This is a genomic window from Parafrankia elaeagni (genome assembly GCF_000374165.1).
Lineage (GTDB): Bacteria > Actinomycetota > Actinomycetes > Frankiales > Frankiaceae > Parafrankia > Parafrankia elaeagni.
Window position 1 is genome coordinate 206,875 of record NZ_KB893671.1, and the last position, 19,746, is coordinate 226,620.

Genomic DNA, 19,746 nt, shown 5'->3' on the forward strand with positions numbered 1-19,746 from the left:
CAGCCCGCAGCAACGCGCGAGTGTGACGAAGGCGCGTGACGAACGCGCGTCCACCGGCGGCTGACAGCAAGGCGCCTGGTGGGGAATTCCCCACCAGGCGCCTTGGGTGGACAGGAACTTTCACGTGCCGGAAGTGCCCGCACCGGCCTGCCGGGGTCGGAGCGGTGCCGACCCCGGTGGTGTCACCGCTCGGGGCCGCCCCAGATCAACAGGGCGAGTTCGGCATCCAGGTCGATGACGTCGCTCTCCCCGCCGAGGGGTACAGCCGTGTAGGTCCGGCGAAGGAAAGCCAGTACCTCAGCCCGGGGCATTTCGAACAACGCATGGCCGGAAGGACTGGACAAGGACAGGCAGACGATCCGCCCCCCTGACTGCGCAGCGGGCCAGACCTGCACATCGCCGTCGCCGGCTGGACGTCGCACGCCGTCGCTCAGCAACTGCCGGGCGAACGTCCATTCGACGACCTCGTCGGCTCCGGTACGGAAGCCGATGCTGACCGCATAGGGGTCAGCGGGTTCGTAACGGACCGTGGCGGCGACCGGAACCGGAGCGCCACCGGGAACGACGAGCCGGAGGGCGAGTTCTGCGGTGATCGAATCGTGACGAATTGTCATCGGGCGGCCTCTCATGGTGCGTGGTGCGGGCGAGCACCCGTGTAACGAGATAGTTCCCTCTCTGAGTCCCGTTTGAAACAAGGTTATGTCAAGACAACATCCGTTACGGCGATTCGGGCGAGTTGCCCTACCCAGGAAGCCCGGCCGAAGTCCCCGAGAAGACCCGGTCGGTGTGGATCGCCGATCTTCGACCGAAGGTGGTCGAATGATCGCCGTCCGCGTTCGACTGAGGGTTCCCCCCGAGCACAATGGCCGTTCTGCCGAGGCCGTGCCACTCATAGCCTTCCCTGTCCGGACCCGTCTCAACCGCGGCGAGTCCCGGCCAACCCGCCGGTGTCCCCGAGGTTCGGTCGGAGGCCAGACATGCCCGCATCCGTCCGGCGGCCCCCCTGTCCGTTGCCCGGTCGCGTCCGTGTAAGCTGAGACCAACCTCGGCGAGGACGCAACACGTCCGGTCGCCGGGGCTGGTCTGAGAGGCTTCGGGTGGCTCCGGGGTCTGGTGCCGGTAGGCTTCCGGTGCCGGGTCCGCAGGTCACGGGCCTGATAGATCGCGCGGGCGTATAGCTCAGGGGTAGAGCGCTGCCTTCACACGGCAGAGGTCCGTGGTTCGAAACCACGTACGCCCACACTCGCGGATGCACTCTCTCCCGTCGGGCCCACGATCCGACGGTGCGCTCTTTTTTCACACCTGGCGACGAATGTCGCGATTGTTCCCGGTCGGGGCTTCGGCGTGGCCGCGTGCTGTCCTTTTGTCCGGATCCGTTCCTGATATGGCTGTGGCGCCAACGATGGATCGGTCGCCACCCAATCTGCGGGTCGGTAGCACTTTGGTGGGGGTCGAGGGCCGTTCGTGATCCGGCCGGGCTGTGATCCCGGCCGCATCGAGAACCTTCGGCCGTGCTCGGGGACTGCCCATCGTGCGTCGGGCCGCCCCGGGCGCGAGGCTGCCGGCCGCGGTGGGCCACTCTGGTGTGGCGTGCTGGTGGGTACCGTGGTGCCGGGACAGGGAACGGCTGGTCGGGCGGTGAACCGACGACCGAGGACGACGGGCTCGCGGGCGCGGGAGGCGACAGCGTGGTGAGGGTGGCGCACGTCGGATCAGCCCGCCGGCAGCCGGGCCGGGCACGTCCAGCGGACCCGGGCCGGTGAGCGCCACCGCCGCGCCGGACGGAACACCCCTCGACGAGCAGGCGGGTGTCGGCCATCCGGATGCGTTCCAACGCCTCTACACCCCGCACCGCATGGCCTACATCAAGGGTGAGGGTCGCTCGCCGGGCGACGAGTGCCCATTTTGTGCCATTGTGGCGCTGACCGACGAGGAAGGCCTCATCGTCGCCCGCGGGAATGCGGTCTACACAGTGCTGAATCTCTATCCCTACAACGCCGGCCACCTGATGGTCGTGCCTTACCGGCACGTCGCCGACTATGCCGAGATGACCTATGACGAGGCCGTTGAGATGGCGCTCTTCGTGCAGCATGCGCTGCGCGCGCTGCGGCTCGCCAGCGGTGCGCACGGATTCAACACCGGAATGAATCTGGGCACGGTGGCCGGCGCGGGTATCGCCGCCCACGTGCACCAGCACGTGGTGCCCCGGTGGGGCGGTGACACCAACTTCATGCCCGTCATCGGGGCCACGCGGGTTCTGCCGGCGCTGCTCGGCCCCACCAGAGACCTGCTTGCCCAGGCCTGGCGCCGTACCGGAACCGACTGAGAGCCGGCCGCCGCGTGCTCCGGCGGTCCGGCGGTCCGGCGGTCGGTCCCGGCACGGCGGGCGTCACACCGGCTCTTCGGTGACCCGGGCCGCGAGGTGGTCGGGCAGCGGTTCGTAGCGGTGGTGCCGCCGGGTGAAGATCCCGGTGCCGCGGCTGACGGAACGCAGCTCCACTGCGTAACGGGTCATCTCCGCGGCGGGCACCTCGGCGTGGATCGCGGTGCGCCCCGGCCCTGACCCGGGCGGCGGCGCTTCGCCGGCCGGGCCGCCGGTACCGCCCGTCCGGCCGCCGGCGCCGTCGCCCGCGCTGCCCTCCCCGTCCGCGGAGGCCATTCCCACCACTCGGCCGCGGCGGGTGGAGATGTCGTTCATCACGGCTCCGACGAACTCGTCGGGAACGCTGACGTCGATCGCCAGGACCGGTTCGAGCAGGACCACGCCGGCGGCGCGCGCGGCGTCCCGGACCGCGAGCCCGCCGGCCGTCTGGAAGGCCAGGTCCGAGGAATCGACGCTGTGTGATTTTCCGTCGACCAGGCGCACGCGCAGATCGGTGGCCGGGAATCCGGCGGTCAGGCCCCGCTCGAGCTGAGCTCGCACGCCTTTCTCCACCGAGGGGATGAACGCGCGGGGAACCGCACCGCCGACCACCTCGTCGACGAACTCGATGCCGCTCCCGGCGGGCAGTGGTTCCACCACGATCCGGCAGACCGCGTACTGCCCGTGTCCCCCGGACTGTTTCACCAGCCGCCCCAGGCCCTCCGCGGGGCCGCGCAGTGTCTCGCGCATCGGCAGCCGCAGCGGAATCTTCTCCAGGGTGACGCCGAACCGGTCGCGCAGGCGCTCGAGGACGACGTCGCCGTGGGCCTCGCCCATGCACCACAGGACGACCTGGCCGGTGTCGGGGTCCTGGACGACGGTCAGCGTCGGGTCCTCCGCGGCGAGGCGCCCGAGCGCGGCGGAGAGCTTGCTCTCGTCCGACCGGGCCTGGGTGTGCACGGCGATCGGGAGCAGCGGCTCGGGCATCGTCCAGGCGGGCAGGTACCGGGGATCGGCCGGGTCGGAGAGGGTGTCGCCGGTCTCGGCGGTCGACAGTCGAGTGATCACACAGATGCCGCCCGCAGGGCACTCGTCGACCGAGTGCAGCGAGATCCCGACCGCCTGGGAGAGGGCGCCGACCCGCTCGTCGTCATCATGGTCGGGATGGCCCGCGGCGCTCCGGCCGTGCCCGCTGACATGGACGGCCGCGTCGGGGCGCAGGGTCCCGGAGAAGACGCGGACCAGGGACATCCGGCCGATGTACGGGTCGGTGGTGGTGCGCACGATCTCGGCGACGAGCGGGCCGGACGGATCACCGACCGCGGGTGGGCAGGGGGATCCGTCCGGGCGGGTGAGACGGGGCAGCGGGTGCTCGCTCGGCGACGGGAACCCGTGGACGAACAGGTCGAGCAACTCCGCGGTGCCCAGCCCGGGAGCCGTGGGGCGGGTACCCCGCTCGGGCCCCGGCGGCGTGATGAGGGGGAGCACCGGGAAGAACGATCCGCCCGCGACGGCCGTCTCCAGGTCGTCCAGGAGAACCTTGGGGTCGAGTTCCGCGCCGTCGACGTAGCGTTCCAGCAGGTCCTCGTCCTCACTTTCGGCGATCACCGTCTCCAGCAGCGCGCCGCGCGCCGCCGCGGCCGGTCCGGTGAGCTCGACCGGGCGGTCGTGCTCGTGGCGGCCGTCGGCCGAGTAGTCGATCAGACGGCCGGTCACCAGGCCGACGAGCCGGTGGCCCGCGCCGGGCGCCTCGCCCGCGGCCAGGAGGTAGACGGGCAGGACGCCGGTCCCGAACGCCTCCTGGCACGCCAGCACCATCGCGTCGAAGTCGGCGCGGGGATGGTCCAGTCGGGTGACGGCGATGGCCCGAGGCATGCCCACCGAGGCGCACTCGTCCCACAGCATCCGGGTCGAGCCGTCGATCCCTTCCAGCGCGCTGATGACGAACAGGGCTGCGTCGGCCGCCCGCAGGCCGGCGCGCAGTTCACCGACGAAGTCGGGATAGCCCGGCGTGTCCAGCAGGTTCACGGTCACGCCACGGTGCTGTAGCGACGCGAGGACCAGGGAGACGCTTCGCTCGACGGTTTCTCCGCCGGAGGCGCTGCCCGCGCCGCCTCCGGCGGCACCGACCCCGGGCCAGGCCCCGCCGACGGACGAGGTGTCCGCGTGCGGCCGGCCGCCGCCGCCCTTCGCCTGGCCGCCGCCTTTCGTGTGACTGGTGCCCTTCGTGTGGTCCACCGGCCGGGGTTCCGGGGTGGGCAACGGGTCGAGACCGTCCGCTGTCCGGAGCAGGTGCTGCATCAGAGTCGTCTTGCCGGCACCGGTGTGACCGACGAGGACCACGTTGCGCACATCGCGTGACGTTGCTGACATACCGCCTCCCAGGCAAGGGCTCGGCGGCGCCCGTGTGCATTCCGGCTCCGTTCCGGCCGGCGCGGGTCCGCCTGGCGGCCAGCACCGTCGCCGGCCGGCACCCGTAGCCCAGGGGCGTGGGTGCCGGCCGAGGCGCTGGCACGTACCAGGAAGAGTCCCCCGATGTGACGGGGGGCACAACTCCTGCCTCGATCGTGACGAAAAATGAGCGGATCGTGACGGCGGTACTGTGAGACCGCCCAACCCGGGCGGTACGCCACAGACGACGGGACGGACATGCTCGCAAGCAAGGCGCGACCCCAGCTCCAGAAGGTGCTCGATCCGTTGAGCCGGTGGGCCGCGCGATCGTCGGTGTCGCCCGACCTGGTCACGGTGATCGGCACGATCGGCGTCGCCGGGGCCGCGCTCGGGTTCTTCACCCGCGGCGTCTTCTTCCTCGGCACCGTGGTCATCACCCTGTTCGTCTTCTCGGACCTGATGGACGGTGTGATCGCCCGGGCTCGCGGGATCTCGTCCAAGTGGGGCGCGTTCCTGGACTCGACCTCCGACCGGGTCGGCGACGGCGCGATCTTCGGGTCGCTGGTGATCTGGTACGCGGGCGACGGCGACTCGCTGCCACTGACCGGAGCCGCGCTGCTGTGCCTCGTCGCCGGCTCGGTGACCTCGTACGTCAAGGCCCGCGCGGAGGGGCTGGGCTTCAGCTGCGACGTCGGCTTCGCCGAGCGCGGGGAGCGGCTGCTGATCCTGCTTGTGGCGGCCGGCCTCTACGGCCTCGGAGTGCCCTATCTCCTGCCGGCGGCACTGTGGTTCCTGGTCGGCGCCACGGTGCTCACCGTGGCCCAGCGGGTCGTGCACGTGCACCGCCAGTTCGTCCGGTCGGGCCGGCCGACCTTCGCGCCGCCGGCCGAGGCACCGAGCACCGAGGCCGACGCGGGGCCGGCCGGTACCGCGCCGGCCGGTACCGACCCGTCCGGAGCCTCGTCCGTCATGGCGTCGACCGGTGTCGACGGCGCTCACCTCGACCAGCCGCCCGTGGCGCCCACGCCGTCCACGCCGCCCACGCCGCCCACGCCGCCCACGCCGGCCGCGCCGCCGCTGGTGTCGCCGGTGCCACGGGTCGCGCCCGGCCGCTGAGCGAGCGAGGGGACCGGCCGCCGATGGCGCTTGCTGACCGGGTGACGCCGGTCGCGTACACGCTGGGGTGGCGGCTGGTCCGGCTGCTGCCGGAGCGGCTGGCGGCCTGGTGCTTCCGGCGCGCCGCGGACCTCGCCTGGCGCCGCCAGGGCCGTGGGGCGGTCCGGCTGCGTGCCAACCTGGCCCGGGTCGTCCCACCCGGCACCGATCTCGACGCGCTGACCCGCTCCGCGCTGCGTTCCTACGCCCGGTACTGGCTGGAGGTGTTCCGCCTTCAGGACCTGCCGGTCAGCCGCATCGTCGGCCGCATGCGCGTCCTGGACGAGGCCCGGCTGCGAGCCGCGCACGCGACCGGCCGCGGCACCGTCCTCGCGCTGCCCCACATGGGGAACTGGGAGCAGGCCGGTGCCTGGCTGGTGGCGACGGGCATTCCGTTCACCACCGTCGCCGAGCGGCTGCGGCCCGAGCAGCTGTTCGAGCGGTTCGTCCGGTTCCGCACCGCGCTCGGCATGGAGGTCATCCCGCTGACCGGTGGAGAACGGCCTCCGTCCGGCCTGCTGGCCGAGCGGCTGCGTGCCGGTGGGGCGCTCTGCCTGTTGGCCGACCGCGACCTGTCCGCCGACGGTGTCGCCGTCTCCTTCTTCGGCGCACCGGCGACCATGCCGCCCGGCCCGGCCGCCCTCGCGCTGCGCACCGGCGCGACCCTGCTGCCGGTGACACTGTGGTTCGACGACGACGGCTGGAGCGCGCGGATCCATCCCGAGGTGCTGCACACCGACATCCGGACGATGACCCAGGCGCTCGCCGACGAGTTCGCCGCGGGTATCGCGGCGCATCCGGCCGACTGGCACATGCTCCAGCGCATCTGGCGCGACTCCGGGACGCGCGACTCCGGGACAACGGAGGAGAGCCGGCCGTGAAGATCGGACTCGCCTGCCCCTACACCTGGGACGTCCCCGGCGGGGTCCAGGCGCACGTGCGCGACCTCGCGGAGACGTTGCTGGACACCGGGCACGACGTCTCGGTGATCACTCCGGTGGACGACGAGTCCACCCTGCCGCCCTACGCGGTGGACGCCGGGCGCGCAGTGCCGGTGCCGTACAACGGTTCGGTCGCACGCCTGCTCATGGGCCCGGTGTCGGCCGCGCGGGTCCGGCGCTGGCTGCGCGAGCACGACTTCGACGTGCTCCACGCCCACGAGCCGACAGCTCCCAGCGTCAGCCTGCTGGCCTGCATGCTCGCTGACGGCCCGCTGGTCGCCACCTTCCACACCGCGAACCCCCGCTCCCGGTTCCTCACCGCCGCCCAGAGTGCGCTGCAGCCCTCGCTGGAGAAGCTGCGCGCGCGGATCGCGGTGTCCGAGGCCGCCCGCCGCACGCTGGTGGAACATCTGGGCGCCGGCGCGATCCTGATCCCGAACGGGGTGGCGGTACGCGCGTTCGAGGGCGCCCGCCCGCTGCCCCGCTACCGGGCCAGGGCTGGCGTCGGTGACAGCGGCGGCGAGGGCCGCGGCTCCGAGGGCCGCGGCTCCGAGGACGGGGACTCCCCGCGAGGGGACGGCCCCGTGGTCGTGTTCCTCGGCCGGATCGACGAACCCCGCAAGGGCCTTGACGTGCTGATGGCCGCCTTCCCACTGCTGGTCGAGCAGGTGCCGGACGCGCGACTGCTGGTCGCGGGCCCCGGGGACACCGAGGCGGTGCGGTCGAGGATCGATCCGTCCCTGCTCGGGCGGGTCGACCTGATCGGCCTCGTCCCCGAGGCGGACAAGGCGGCGGTGTTCGCCTCCGGCAGCGTGTACTGCGCGCCGAACACGGGCCAGGAGAGTTTCGGCATCGTGCTGCTGGAGGCGATGGCGGCGGGCACCCCCGTGGTCGCCAGCGACATCGACGCCTTCCGGCGGGTGCTGGACGACGGCCGCGCCGGGCGGCTGTTCGGGGTCGGTGAGCCGGCGGAGCTGGCGGCGAGGCTGGCCGAGCTGCTCCGCGACCCGGCGGAGCGGGCGCGGCTGGTCGAGCGCGGCCGCGCGGTGGTGGCGCGGTACGACTGGCGGGTCGTCGCGCAGCGCATTGTGGGCGTGTACGAGATGGTCTCCGGTGACTCCCCGGTATCGGTCGCAGCGGACGACACCTGACCGTGCCACCGTGTCCTTCGCGTGGTAGGTCCCGGAGACGATCCGTCCACCGGGGTTGACTACGCTGCGCGAGATGACAGTCGTCGTGGCCGTGGTCGTCCTCGTTGTGGCGACAGCGACCTATCTGACCTGGCTCGCCGGCCGGCTGGACCGGTTGGCGAACCGGGTCGACGCGACGCGGGCCGGGCTGGTCGCGCAGCTCACGGCCCGGGCAGACGCCGCACGGGCCCTTGCCCGCAACTGTGGGCTGGATGATCTCGCCATCGCCGCGGAGCGGGCCAGGGCCGGCCACGCCACGCTGCTCGCCGAGGGGGCGCTGGACGCCACCGCCGAGGATGCCGAGAACGCGCTGAGCCGGGCGCTGCGCTCGCCGGCTGTCGCCCGGGCAGTGGGAGGGGCGGCCCCGGGTGACGTCCACGCCGTGGACGCGGCGGCGGCCCGGGTGGCGCTGGCCCGCCAGTTCCACAACGACGCCGTGGGCGACGTCCGCTCGCTGGCCGGGCGGCGCCTGGTGCGGCTGATGCACCTGTCGGGGCGGCGTCCGCTGCCGGCCTACTTCGAGATCGACGACGCGCCGCCGGTGCGCGAGGACGGCCCGCCCCGGCCCGGGAGCTCCGCCGAGGTCCCCGGGGCCTGACCGCCGCACGCGCGCTTCCGGTCAGCTTCCGGCGGTGACGCTGGCGTTGCGGGTGACGCCGCCAACGGGCTGGCCTCCGTCGTCGCCGGGCGGTCCGTCCGGGCCGGGGCCCGCAGGCACCTCCCCACGGGTGCCCGGCACCGGGCCGAGGCACAGGACGAAGTCCGTTCCGCGCCCGGTCTGCGTGTAACTGGCGGTGGTCTGTGCCCAGAGGCCGCACAGAGCGTCGGATCTGCCGTCGATCCGGGTCAGGACGACGTACTGGGCGTCCGGTGACGCACACTCGACGACCACGATGTCGTCTCCGTCCCGCCGGACGCAGTCTCCGGATCCGGCCTGGCCGGCGCCCGGCTGGCTCACCGCGACCGCCGCGATGAGGGCCCCCACGACGGCAAGCGGGACGAGCAGGCCGAGTATTTCCGGCCGATGCGTCAGCGGGCGCTGCTCCGGCGGCCGCGGGGCCCGGGGCGGACCGGGTGGCGGCAGCTTGGCGATCTTCGACCGCGAGGTGAGGTTCAGGCAGAGGACCACCGGTGTGATGAGCAGGGAGCCGATGCCCCACCAGCCCTGCCAGAGCGTCCGCGCGGTCATGGCACGCAGCAGTGCCGTGCCGCAGGTGCGGCAGAACGGGCCGCGCTCTGCCAGGAACCGCATGAAGACGACGAAGGACTGGTGGCCGCGGATCGTGACCTGAGCCGCCGGGCCGGCGCCACAGACGCGGCAGGGGGGTGCCCACCCGCCCGGAGCCGGCCCCCCGCCCCCGCCAGCCCAGCTGCCGGGGTGTGGCGATCCGGTGGAGGGAGCGGGCCAGCCAGGAGGGCCGGGACTGCCGACGTGCCCGGGACTGCCGACGTGCCCGGGACTGCCGACGTGCCCGGGACTGCCGACGTGCCCGGGCCAGCCACCGTTCCCCGGCCACCCGCCGGGGCCGCTGGGCGGTGGTGGAGGCCCCGGCGGCGGCCAGCCCGGCATCGGGCCGGGGGGCGGTCCTGCCGGCTGCCTGGCGCCCGGCGGGGGTGCGGGCCAGCCGGGCCCGCCGCTTCCGCCGGGTGGGGGGCCGAAGCGACCCGGGCCACCGGCCCCGCCCGCCGCCCCGCCGGCACCCGCCTCGGTGGGACCTGGCGCACCGCCGTCCCATGGCGCGTGACCTGGACCGGGCTGGGCTCCGGGCGGCGGTGGGCCGTAGGGGCTTGTCATCATTCTCCTGGAGTGCTCCGGGTCGCGGCACGGCAGGATACTGCGCCGGCCGCTGGTTACCTGGTCTCCAGGACGCACACAGATGTCCGGTATTCCCGCTCTGCCCTGCGGGTGTGCGGATTGCCACTGTCGGCAGCGATCGCAGTGATGCTGATGATGGGGTAGGACAGGCCCGTTCCGGCCGTACCATGGACCGGCATCCATGTCCGTCCGGGTCCGTCCGGCCCGGAACGACCGCCGGAGAGCCTGCTCCCCGCGCGGCCCGGCGCCAGACCGGTCGATCCCCGGCCACCCGGTCGACCCCCGGCCACAGGGTCCCGCCGCCACCGCGCGCGGGTCCGGTTCCGGGTACGGGCCGACATCCTCGGTGGTCCGTCGGAAGGCCGGCCGGCACCATCGCGGACCTTGTCCGGAGAACCTGTCCGTACTACCCGAAAGAGACACCACATGATGTCCGACGGCCCGACCGCTCCCGCCCCTGCCACGGGCGCTTCGCCATCCGGCCCCGTCGCGCCGGGCGGCGGGGCGGAACGGCAGGCCGGCACCGGCAGGGTGAAGCGCGGCATGGCGGAGATGCTCAAGGGCGGCGTGATCATGGACGTCGTCACCGCCGAGCAGGCGCGCATCGCCGAGGACGCGGGCGCCGTCGCCGTCATGGCGCTGGAGCGGGTGCCCGCCGACATCCGCGCGCAGGGCGGCGTGTCGCGGATGAGCGATCCGGAGATGATCGCCGGGATCATCGAGGCGGTCTCGATCCCGGTCATGGCCAAGGCCAGGATTGGGCATTTCGTCGAGGCCCAGATCATCCAGGAGCTCGGTGTCGACTACATCGACGAGTCCGAGGTGCTCACCCCGGCGGATCCGCACCACCACATCGACAAGTGGGCCTTCACGGTGCCCTTCGTCTGCGGTGCCACCAACCTCGGTGAGGCGTTGCGGCGCCTCTCCGAGGGTGCGGCGATGATCCGGTCGAAGGGTGAGGCGGGCACCGGCGAGGTCTCCAACGCCGTGGTGCACATGCGCACCATCCGGGCGGAGATCGCGCGGCTGTCGGCGCTGCCGTCCGAGGAGCTGTACGCGGCGGCCAAGGAGCTGCGCGCACCGGTGGAGCTGGTCACCGAGGTCGCACGGCTGGGCCGGCTGCCGGTCGTGCTGTTCACCGCCGGCGGCATCGCCACTCCGGCGGACGCGGCGCTGATGATGCAGCTCGGCGCGGACGGCGTCTTCGTCGGCTCGGGCATCTTCAAGTCGGGGGATCCGGCGCGGCGGGCCCGGGCCATCGTCGAAGCCACGACGATGTACAACGACCCGGCGGTACTGGCCAAGGTCTCCCGCGGCCTGGGGGAGGCGATGGTCGGCATCAACGTCGGTGAGCTCCCGCCGCAGGCGCGCTTCGCCGACCGCGGCTGGTGAGCTCTCCTCGGATCGGCGTCCTGGCGCTGCAGGGCGATGTGCGTGAGCACGCGCGCGCGCTCACCGGGTCCGGCGCCGAGGCCTGCGAGGTCCGCCGGGCGGCGGAGCTGGGATCATTGGACGGCCTGGTTCTGCCCGGCGGCGAGTCCACTACGATCGGTCGCCTGCTGCGTGTGTTCGACCTGCTGGATCCGCTGCGGGCGGCGGTCGCGGGTGGTCTGCCGGTGTTCGGTTCCTGCGCCGGCATGATCCTGCTCGCGCGGGACGTGATCGACGGTCGTCCCGACCAGCCGCTGATCGGTGGGCTCGATGTGGTCGTTCGCCGCAACGCGTTCGGCCGCCAGGTCGAGTCCTTCGAGACGGACCTGGCGGTGGCTGGCGTCGAGGGGCCGGCGGTGCACGCTGTCTTCATCCGGGCGCCCTGGGTAGAAAAGGCGGGTGACGGAGTGGATGTGCTGGCCCGGGTCGGCGACCGTCCGGTCGCGATCCGGCAGGGTCCGCTGCTCGCCACGTCGTTCCATCCTGAACTGACGGGAGACATCCGGGTGCACCGGCTGTTCGTCCAGATCGTGCGATCCGAGCTCGGGCTCAAGAGGGGCAGGTCATGAGCGGTCACTCCAAGTGGGCGACCACCAAGCACAAGAAGGCGGTCGTCGACGCCCGCCGCGGCAAGCTGTTCGCCAAGCTGGTCAAGACCGTCGAGGTGGCGGCGAAGACCGGCGGCGGTGACCCGGCCGGCAACCCGACGCTGGCCGACGCCATCGCCAAGGCCAAGTCCCAGTCGGTGCCGAACGACAACATCGACCGGGCGATCAAGCGGGGTTCCGGCGAGCTCGCCGGCGGAGTGAACTACGAGGAGGTCACCTACGAGGCGTACGGGCCGAACGGTGTCGCGGTCCTCGTCGAGTGCCTCACCGACAACCGCAACCGGGCCGCGTCCGACGTCCGGGTGGCGATCACCCGCAACGGGGGCACCCCCGCCGACCCGGGCTCGGTGTCGTACCTGTTCAACCGGAAGGGCGTCATCCTGATCGACAAGACGCCCGAGCTGGGTGAGGACGACGTGCTGCTGGCCGTCCTCGACGCCGGTGCCGAGGAGGTGAACGACGTCGGTGAGGCCTTCGAGGTGGTCTCCGAGGCCACGGACCTGCACGCGGTCCGGGTGGCCGCGGGTGACGCCGGGCTTGCCGTCACCTCCGCCGACCTGTCGTGGCTGCCATCGGTGAGCGTCCCGCTCGACGCGGAGCCGGCCCGCAAGGTGCTCAAGCTCGTCGAGGCGCTGGAGGATCTGGACGACGTCCAGAACGTCTGGTTCAACGCCGACATCTCCGACGACGTCATGGAGCTCGTCTCGAGCTGAGTCCGTGTCGCGGCCGCGGGCCTCTGGTCGGCGTGTCGTGGATGTCGGTGTTGCCCCGGCCACTAGAATCGAACGAATGTTCGTGACCGTGGCCGGGAGGCATCGTTGCGTGTTCTCGGGGTGGACCCGGGCCTGACCCGCTGCGGTATCGGCGTGGTTGACGGTGGCCCGGGTCGTCGGGCTGATCTGGTTGATGTCGGTGTTGTGCGCACTCCGGCCTCCGACGAGGTGGCGCAGCGGTTGCGTGCCGTCTCCGAGGGCGTGGAGGAGTGGCTGGACCGGCTGCGCCCGGATGCCGTGGCGGTGGAGAAGGTGTTCAGCCAGGCGAACGTCCGCACGGTGATGGGTACGGCCCAGGCCGGTGCCGTGGCGATCGTGGCGGCGGCCCGTCGCGGGCTGCCGATCGGCCTGTACACGCCCAGCGAGGTGAAGGCCGCCGTCACCGGCAGCGGGCGGGCGGACAAGGCACAGGTGGGGTTCATGGTGACAAGGCTTCTTGATCTTCCGGAGGCGCCGCGCCCGGCCGACGCCGCGGATGCGCTCGCGCTCGCCCTGTGCCACCTGTGGCGCGGGCCGGCGCTCGCCCGGCTGCGCTCCGCGGATCCACGGCGGGCACGGGCATGACTCCGCGAAGCGTCCGGACTCCGCGAGGCGTCCGGGCATGACAGAGTCATGATCGCCTCGGTCAGCGGGACGGTGCAGGCGCTGTCGCCGGCGTCCGCCGTCGTCGAGGTCGGCGGGATCGGTGTGCTGGTCTGGTGCACGCCGTCGACGCTGGGCCGGCTGCGGGTCGGGGAGCGGGCACGGCTGGCGACGACCCTCGTCGTGCGCGAGACGGAGCTGACGCTCTACGGTTTCGCCGACGCGGACGAGCGGGACGTCTTCGAGATCCTGCAGGGCGCGGCGGGCGTCGGGCCGCGGCTCGCGCAGGCCGTGCTGGGCGTGCACAGTCCGGACACGGTGCGCCGGGCCGTCGCCGAGGAGGACCTGGCCACGCTGACCAAGGTCCCCGGGATCGGCCGCAAGGGCGCCCAGCGCATCGTGCTCGACCTGCGGGACCGGCTCGGCCCCCCGTCGTCTCCGGTTCCGTCGGCGCGTGGCACGGTGCCGCCCGGGGGCGGCCAGGCGCCGGCGCCCGACGCCCGGCTCGGGGGCCCGGGCGGTGAGCAGGTGCGTGATGCGCTGGTCAGCCTCGGTTACACCGCCCGGGAGGCGCAGGAGGCGGTCATCGCCGCCCGGGCCGGCCTCGCCGTGGCCGGTGAGTCCGATGGCGACTCCGCGGGCGGTGGGCGGGCGGCTGCCGCCGACGAGGCGACCGGCTCCGCCGGAACCGCCACTGGTGCGGGCGCGGCGGTTGACGACCCGGCCGCACTGCTGCGCGCGAGCCTGGCGATCCTGCGGCCGCGATGAGCGCGGTCAGCGCCGGGAGCGCGGCGGCCGGCAGCGGGAGCGACGGCAGCGGGAGCGACGGCAGCGGGAGCGACGGCAGGAGGACGAGCACGGTGTCGCGGGAGGTGGCGTGAGCGAGGACGGCCTGATCTCGGCCACGGCCGCGCCGGAGGAACGCGCCTTCGAAGCGGGCCTGCGCCCGCGGACGCTGGACGAGTTCGTCGGCCAGCGCAAGGTGCGCGAACAGCTCTCGATCATGCTGGAGGGTGCGCAGGGCCGCGGCCGGCCGCCGGACCACGTCCTGCTGTCCGGTCCGCCGGGGCTCGGCAAGACGAGCCTGGCCATGATCGTGGCGGAGGAGCTCGGCGTCCCCCTGCGGATGACCAGCGGCCCGGCGATCGAGCGGGCGGGTGACCTGGTCGCGATCCTGACCGCGCTGACGCCCGGGGAGGTGCTCTTCCTCGACGAGATCCACCGCATCGCGCGGCCGGCAGAGGAGCTCCTCTACGCGGCGATGGAGGACTTCCGGGTGGACGTCGTCCTCGGCAAGGGCCCGGGCGCGACGGCGATCCCGCTGGACCTCGCCCCGTTCACGCTGGTCGGTGCCACCACCCGGTCGGGCCTTCTCACCGGCCCGCTGCGGGACCGTTTCGGCTTCACCGGGCACATGGACTTCTACGACGCCGACGAGCTGGCCCTGGTGCTGGCGCGCTCGGCGCGGCTGCTCGGCGTGCGGCTCACCGACGACGGCGCCGTCGAGGTGGCGGGCCGTTCGCGCGGCACGCCCCGGATCGCCAACCGTCTCCTGCGCAGGGTCCGCGACTACGCCGAGGTGCGGGCCGACGGCGTCGTGTCGCGGGACGTCGCCCAGGCCGCGCTGCGCGTCTACGACGTCGATGCGCTCGGCCTGGACCGGCTCGACCGCGCGGTGCTCGACGCGCTCGTGCGCCGGTTCGGCGGTGGTCCGGTCGGTCTCGGCACCCTGGCCGTGGCGGTCGGCGAGGAGGTGGAGACGGTCGAGGACGTGTCCGAGCCGTTCCTGCTGCGCGCGGGGCTGCTGGTGCGCACCGCCCGTGGGCGGGTGGCCACCCCGGCGGCGTTCACCCATCTGGGAATGGAGCCGGTGTCGGACGCGCTCGGCAGGTCACAGGCTCAGGTCGTGCTGTTCGCCGAGGAGCCGCCGCCGGTGTGAAGCCGGCCCGTCGACGCGCTGGCGTACGGGCCGGCGCGCCCCGAACCCATCCAGCACGGGAACACACCGGCAGGCTGCCCGCGGTGGCCGTGACGCGGATACGTACGATCAGCCGCGACACCCAGGAGGGCAGGACGTGCAGGAACTCGCGATCTTGACGAGCGCGGCGGACAACGACGGCGGCAGCTCCATCAGTGGACTGATCTTTCCGCTCCTCATTGTGCTGTTGATCGTTTACTTCTTCTCGACGCAGCGCCGCCGCGCGAAGGCGCAGCAGCAGCAGCTCTCCCAGATCGTGCCCGGCACGCTTGTCGTGACCACTGCCGGTCTGTACGCGACCGTGGTCGAGCAGGACGGCTCCGATGTCCTCCTGGAGATCGCGCCGGATGTGGTCTGCCGGTTCGGCCGCAACGCCATCGCCCGGGTGATCAGTACTCCGGATTCCGAGAGCGACACCGCGGACGGCGACCATGCCGCGCCGGCCGGAACCACCCACGGCGACGCGAGCAGGGCGGCGGACGGGTCTGACGCCACTGACGAGACCGGGACGACGGGCACAGCGGGCTCGACGGGTCCGGCGAGTGACAGCGGTACTGCCGGTACTGCCGGTACTGCCGGGTCCACTGGTGACGATCCGCGTCCCGATGGTGACACCGAGGGCACGGGCGGGAATTCGAACCCGCCGCGCAAGGAGCTCTAGACCGCCCTCCGGGCGCTGGTTGCCCGCCGTGCTCGTAACTCTCTGTGGTCCGGATCGAAGTCCGGCGTCGAGCATCCGGCGGGCGTCGGGCCATCTCTCCACCGTTCCCGGAACGCCGGCAGTCGGGCCCCGGGTCGGGTGGACACCGGTCGGTGCAATGTCATTCGGAGGCTCGGCGGATGCTGTGGTGCGGGCGTGGTGCCTGCCATCGCCGACCGTCACGCGCCCGTCGACGGCTGGTGGTGTCACGGCGGGCCTGTTGGAACGTACCCTCGGTGACACTCGTTCGGAATCGGTAGGCGCCGCCGGAATCGGTGACGGTGTGTGAGGAAGGACTTGGCGTTGGCACGTCGCTCGGCACGAGCCTCCGGAGGTATCTCCGTCGGCGCTCGGCTCGGGGCACTTGGTGCTCTGCTCGCCGTCCTCTACGGCCTCATGGCCCTCACCAGCACCTGGACGCCGAAACTCGGCCTCGACCTCCAGGGCGGAACGAGCGTCATTCTGACGCCCCGGTCGGTGACCGGCGGCTCGGTCGACGACTCCGCCCTCGACAAGGCCGTGGACGTCATCCGCGAGCGGGTCGACGGCCTCGGGGTGGCCGAGGCCGAGGTGCGCCGTGCGGGCGACACCATCGAGATCGCCGTCCCGGGCCGCGGGCGCAACGACGTCGTGTCCCTTGTCGGCCAGACCGCCGAGCTGCGCTTCCGCGAGGTGGCCGGGTCGGACATCGCACAGTCCGTCGCGCCGGCGACACCGGCGCCGGGCGCCACCCCCGCCCCGTCCGGGGCCCCGGCCCCGGGGGCGACGACCGCTCCAGGCGGCACCGCACCGACCGGTGAGGCTCCGACTCCGGCGGCGACCGGAGCACCGACTCCGGCGGCGACCGGAGCACCCACGAGCCAGCAGCCGGCCGCACTCGGTGTGCCCGGCAGCGGTTCCGGCTTCGCGGCCCAGCCCGCATCCTTCACAGCCGGGTCGGACGCCGGGCCCCGGATCCAGCTCGCGGCGGCAACCGGCTCGTCCGGCACCGCGGCACCGGGTACCGCTCCAACCCCGGGTACCGCTCTGGCGCCGGGCGCGGTCCCGAGCGCCGCCGCGACGGCTCCCGCGGCGCCGGTGTCTCCGGCACCAGCGGCGCCCGCCGCGCCGTCCACGGGCACGGACAGCCCGCCCGCCGACGTCGCCGAGCGGTTCGCGAACCTGACATGCTCGGCCACCGGGGTGCGCAGCTCCACCGCCAGCCTGGACCGCCCGGAGGACTGGATCGCGGCCTGCGACCGCGACGGCACGACGAAGTACCTGCTGAAGCCCGCCGCCCTGGTCGGGACGGATGTCTCCTCCGCCTCGGCCGGCCTGCGTGGCGGCGGCGGTCCGACGGGCGTCACGACCAACGAGTGGGCTGTCAACGTCGAGTTCACCGGCGCCGGTCAGGGCAAGTTCACCAGGCTCACCGAAGAGACGGTCGGCACCCAGGTCGCGATCGTGCTCGACGGGGTCGTCCAGTCCGCTCCGCAGACGAACGAGCGCATCGCCGGCTCGGCCGAGATCTCGGGTGACTTCTCCCAGTCGGAGGCCGAGGACCTCGCCGACGTGCTGCGCTTCGGCGCGCTGCCGCTGGCCTTCGAGCGCTCGCAGGCGGAGTCGATCTCCCCGACGCTGGGCCGGGAGTCGCTGCAGGGCGGCCTGCTGGCCGGCGCCATCGGTCTCGGCCTGGTGGTCATCTACTCGTTCCTCTACTACCGGGCGCTCGGCGTCGTCGTGATCACATCGCTGGCGGCCAGCGCCGCGCTGAACTACGCGGCGGTCGTGCTCCTCGGCGACGCGATCGGCTTCACGCTGACCCTCGCCGGGATCGCCGGCCTCATCGTCTCGATCGGTGTCACGGCGGACTCGTTCGTCGTCTACTTCGAACGGATCAAGGACGAGGTCAAGGCCGGCCGCAGCATCCGCACCGCTGTCGACCGGGCCTGGCCGGCGTCCCGCCGCACCATGCTGTCCGCCGACACCGTGTCGTTCCTCGCCGCCGCGGTGCTCTACATCCTGTCGGTGGGCTCCGTCCGGGGCTTCGCGTTCACGCTCGGCCTGTCGACCCTCGTCGACGTCCTGATCATGTTCATCTTCACCCGCCCGCTCGTCACGGTGCTGGTGCGCCGGCCGCTGTTCAGCACCAGTCGGTTCTCCGGGCTGTCTGGATCTTCGACCGGCGGTACCGGGGCGCGTTCCGCGCGCCTGGTGAAACGGGGGCCGGCGACTGCCCTCGGGGAGGCCGGCACCGCGGCGGGCGGCGGGGGCGACGACCTTCCGGGCGAGGGGGATTCCGGTCCGCCGGGCTCGGTGCCCCAGCTGAGGAAGCCGGCGGCGCGGCCGGGATCGGGCCGGCGTACCGCCGGGCAGAGGCGGGAGCACTGACATGTCGATGCTGGGTCGTCTCTACCGCAGCGAGTTCCACGTCGACTTCGTCGGCCGCCGGCGCGTCTGGTACGCCGTGTCCGGCGTACTGATCGCGATCTGTGTGCTGAGCATGATTGTCCGGGGCTTCACGCTCGGTATCGAGTTCTCCGGCGGGGCGGTGTTCCAGCTTCCGACCAACGGCGGCTCCGTCGAGCAGGTCGAACAGGTCCTGGCTGACAACGGGGTCGATCCCGCGGACAGCGTCGTCCAGCGGCTGGAGACGTCCGGGCAGTTCCGGGTGCAGACACCGACGCTGTCCGACCAGCAGACCGAGCAGGTGCAGAACGCCCTGGCGGAGACCTTCAACGTCGAGAACCCGGACGAGAACATCGCCGTGTCCACGGTCGGATCGTCCTGGGGATCGACCATCACGAACAAGGCGATCCAGGGCCTGATCGTCTTCCTGGTACTCGTGATGATCTATCTGTCCATCCGGTTCGAGTGGAAGATGGCCGCGGCGGCGATGGCCGCCCTCGTCCATGACCTGGTGGTCACCATGGGCATCTACTCGCTCGTCGGGTTCGAGGTCACGCCGTCCACGATCATCGCGGTCCTGACCATCCTCGGTTTCTCGCTCTACGACACGGTGGTCGTGTTCGACCGGGTTCGGGAGAACACCGCCGGAATGGCGACGTCGACCCGGCGGACCTACGCGGAGGCGACGAACGACGCGCTGAACGAAACACTGGTCCGTTCGCTGAACACCTCGCTGATCGCGCTGATCCCCGTCGCCTCGCTGCTGTTCGTCGGCGCCGGCCTGCTGGGTGCGGGCACGCTGAAGGACCTCGCGCTCGCCCAGTTCGTCGGTATCGCGTCCGGCACGTACTCCTCGCTCTTCTTCGCAACCCCGCTGCTCGTCGACCTCAAGCGGAACGAGGCGGACGTGCGTGCGCTCGATGCCCGGGTGGCCCGGGCACGGGCGAGCCGGGCCCGTTCGGAAGCCGGCCGGACCGGCCGCTCGGCGCAGGCCCGGCCGGAGGAGGGCGCGGCAGCCGCCCTGCAGTCGGACGATCCGGACCAGCCGGAGGCGCGGGGCCCCGGCGACGCGGTCGGGGTCGGGGGCGGGGGCGGGTTGCTCCCCGCGGCGGCCGGTGCCGGAAGCGCGGGTGGAGCGGGCCGGGGAGCGGGATCGCTCGGCGGTTCGTCGGCTCGGCAGCGTGGCGCGAAGCCCAGACCCGGCGCAGGGCGACGTCCCGGTGGTAAGAAGCGCTCGCGCTAGCACCACCCCGCGGCCCGGTTCCGCGCGTGGCTCGCCAGAACCCGGTGGCGGTGCCACCGGGCTGGAAATCAGGCCCGGATCCGCTGTGGGTGGGCGGGCCCGGCGGCGTAAAGCAGATCGAAGCCGGCATCACAGCGACGCGGACAGGGCCGCCCTGACGGGCGGCGACAACGAGGATCGGAGAGGTC

General features: G+C 72.7%; 17 protein-coding genes and 1 tRNA gene. 15 read left to right on the forward strand and 3 right to left on the reverse strand.

The window, feature by feature from the left end:
• Nucleotides 1-182: 182 nt before the first annotated feature.
• Complete coding sequence (locus tag B207_RS0102630) at nucleotides 183-614, reverse strand: SsgA family sporulation/cell division regulator (protein ID WP_018634956.1); 432 nt, start codon at nucleotides 612-614, stop codon at nucleotides 183-185.
• A 554-nt stretch (nucleotides 615-1,168) separates the two neighbouring features.
• Here B207_RS0102630 and B207_RS0102635 point away from each other — a divergent pair.
• Both B207_RS0102635 and B207_RS0102640 read left to right on the forward strand, forming a co-directional pair.
• Nucleotides 1,169-1,240: transfer RNA gene (locus B207_RS0102635), tRNA-Val, on the forward strand.
• A gap of 519 nt (nucleotides 1,241-1,759) precedes the next feature.
• Complete coding sequence (locus tag B207_RS0102640; RefSeq protein ID WP_018634957.1) at nucleotides 1,760-2,326, forward strand: HIT family protein; 567 nt, start codon at nucleotides 1,760-1,762, stop codon at nucleotides 2,324-2,326.
• Between the two features lie 63 nt (nucleotides 2,327-2,389).
• Here B207_RS0102640 and B207_RS0102645 read toward each other — a convergent pair whose 3' ends face one another.
• Entirely contained in the window at nucleotides 2,390-4,735 is a 2,346-nt protein-coding gene (locus B207_RS0102645; RefSeq protein WP_035739722.1) for an elongation factor G-like protein EF-G2, read from the reverse strand.
• A 276-nt stretch (nucleotides 4,736-5,011) separates the two neighbouring features.
• On the opposite strand from B207_RS0102645, the gene pgsA reads away from it, so the two are divergent.
• The 4 genes from pgsA (at nucleotide 5,012) to B207_RS0102665 (ending at nucleotide 8,637) form a co-directional block, all read left to right on the forward strand.
• Nucleotides 5,012-5,869, forward strand: a complete 858-nt coding sequence (pgsA, locus tag B207_RS0102650) for a phosphatidylinositol phosphate synthase (protein ID WP_018634959.1) — start codon at nucleotides 5,012-5,014, stop codon at nucleotides 5,867-5,869.
• 23 nt (nucleotides 5,870-5,892) lie between these two features.
• Entirely contained in the window at nucleotides 5,893-6,789 is an 897-nt protein-coding gene (locus B207_RS32250) for a phosphatidylinositol mannoside acyltransferase (protein WP_018634960.1), read from the forward strand.
• Nucleotides 6,786-8,000 (forward strand): glycosyltransferase family 4 protein, encoded by a 1,215-nt coding sequence (locus B207_RS0102660; protein ID WP_018634961.1) that lies wholly within the window; start codon nucleotides 6,786-6,788, stop codon nucleotides 7,998-8,000. Before B207_RS32250 ends, B207_RS0102660 begins: the two co-directional genes overlap by 4 nt.
• Nucleotides 8,001-8,073: 73 nt before the next feature.
• The gene (locus B207_RS0102665) at nucleotides 8,074-8,637 is read left to right on the forward strand and encodes a hypothetical protein (protein ID WP_018634962.1); all 564 of its coding nucleotides are present in this window, start codon (nucleotides 8,074-8,076) and stop codon (nucleotides 8,635-8,637) included.
• 21 nt (nucleotides 8,638-8,658) lie between these two features.
• Here B207_RS0102665 and B207_RS39435 read toward each other — a convergent pair whose 3' ends face one another.
• A complete protein-coding gene (locus B207_RS39435) occupies nucleotides 8,659-9,291 on the reverse strand; it encodes an LppU/SCO3897 family protein (RefSeq protein WP_051102346.1) in 633 nt (210 codons plus the stop codon).
• 993 nt (nucleotides 9,292-10,284) lie between these two features.
• Between B207_RS39435 and pdxS the strand changes: the two genes are divergently transcribed.
• From pdxS to secF, 9 genes are all read left to right on the forward strand, one after another.
• On the forward strand, nucleotides 10,285-11,247 hold the full coding sequence (gene pdxS, locus B207_RS0102675) for a pyridoxal 5'-phosphate synthase lyase subunit PdxS (RefSeq protein ID WP_026310592.1): 963 nt from the start codon (nucleotides 10,285-10,287) through the stop codon (nucleotides 11,245-11,247).
• The gene (gene pdxT / locus B207_RS0102680; protein WP_018634964.1) at nucleotides 11,244-11,855 is read left to right on the forward strand and encodes a pyridoxal 5'-phosphate synthase glutaminase subunit PdxT; all 612 of its coding nucleotides are present in this window, start codon (nucleotides 11,244-11,246) and stop codon (nucleotides 11,853-11,855) included. The genes pdxS and pdxT overlap by 4 nt, the downstream gene beginning before the upstream one ends.
• Nucleotides 11,852-12,607, forward strand: a complete 756-nt coding sequence (locus B207_RS0102685; protein ID WP_018634965.1) for a YebC/PmpR family DNA-binding transcriptional regulator — start codon at nucleotides 11,852-11,854, stop codon at nucleotides 12,605-12,607. The genes pdxT and B207_RS0102685 overlap by 4 nt, the downstream gene beginning before the upstream one ends.
• 105 nt (nucleotides 12,608-12,712) lie before the next feature.
• Entirely contained in the window at nucleotides 12,713-13,231 is a 519-nt protein-coding gene (gene ruvC / locus B207_RS0102690; RefSeq protein ID WP_026310593.1) for a crossover junction endodeoxyribonuclease RuvC, read from the forward strand.
• 48 nt (nucleotides 13,232-13,279) lie between these two features.
• Nucleotides 13,280-14,017: a Holliday junction branch migration protein RuvA gene (ruvA, locus tag B207_RS0102695; RefSeq protein WP_018634967.1), complete on the forward strand. Its 738-nt coding sequence runs from the start codon at nucleotides 13,280-13,282 to the stop codon at nucleotides 14,015-14,017.
• A 109-nt stretch (nucleotides 14,018-14,126) separates the two neighbouring features.
• Entirely contained in the window at nucleotides 14,127-15,188 is a 1,062-nt protein-coding gene (ruvB, locus tag B207_RS0102705; protein ID WP_018634969.1) for a Holliday junction branch migration DNA helicase RuvB, read from the forward strand.
• A 136-nt stretch (nucleotides 15,189-15,324) separates the two neighbouring features.
• The gene (gene yajC, locus B207_RS0102710; RefSeq protein WP_018634970.1) at nucleotides 15,325-15,888 is read left to right on the forward strand and encodes a preprotein translocase subunit YajC; all 564 of its coding nucleotides are present in this window, start codon (nucleotides 15,325-15,327) and stop codon (nucleotides 15,886-15,888) included.
• A gap of 342 nt (nucleotides 15,889-16,230) precedes the next feature.
• Nucleotides 16,231-18,297: a protein translocase subunit SecD gene (gene secD / locus B207_RS0102715; RefSeq protein WP_018634971.1), complete on the forward strand. Its 2,067-nt coding sequence runs from the start codon at nucleotides 16,231-16,233 to the stop codon at nucleotides 18,295-18,297.
• Nucleotide 18,298: 1 nt separating this feature from the next.
• The gene (gene secF, locus B207_RS0102720) at nucleotides 18,299-19,558 is read left to right on the forward strand and encodes a protein translocase subunit SecF (RefSeq protein WP_018634972.1); all 1,260 of its coding nucleotides are present in this window, start codon (nucleotides 18,299-18,301) and stop codon (nucleotides 19,556-19,558) included.
• Nucleotides 19,559-19,746 lie beyond the last annotated feature (188 nt).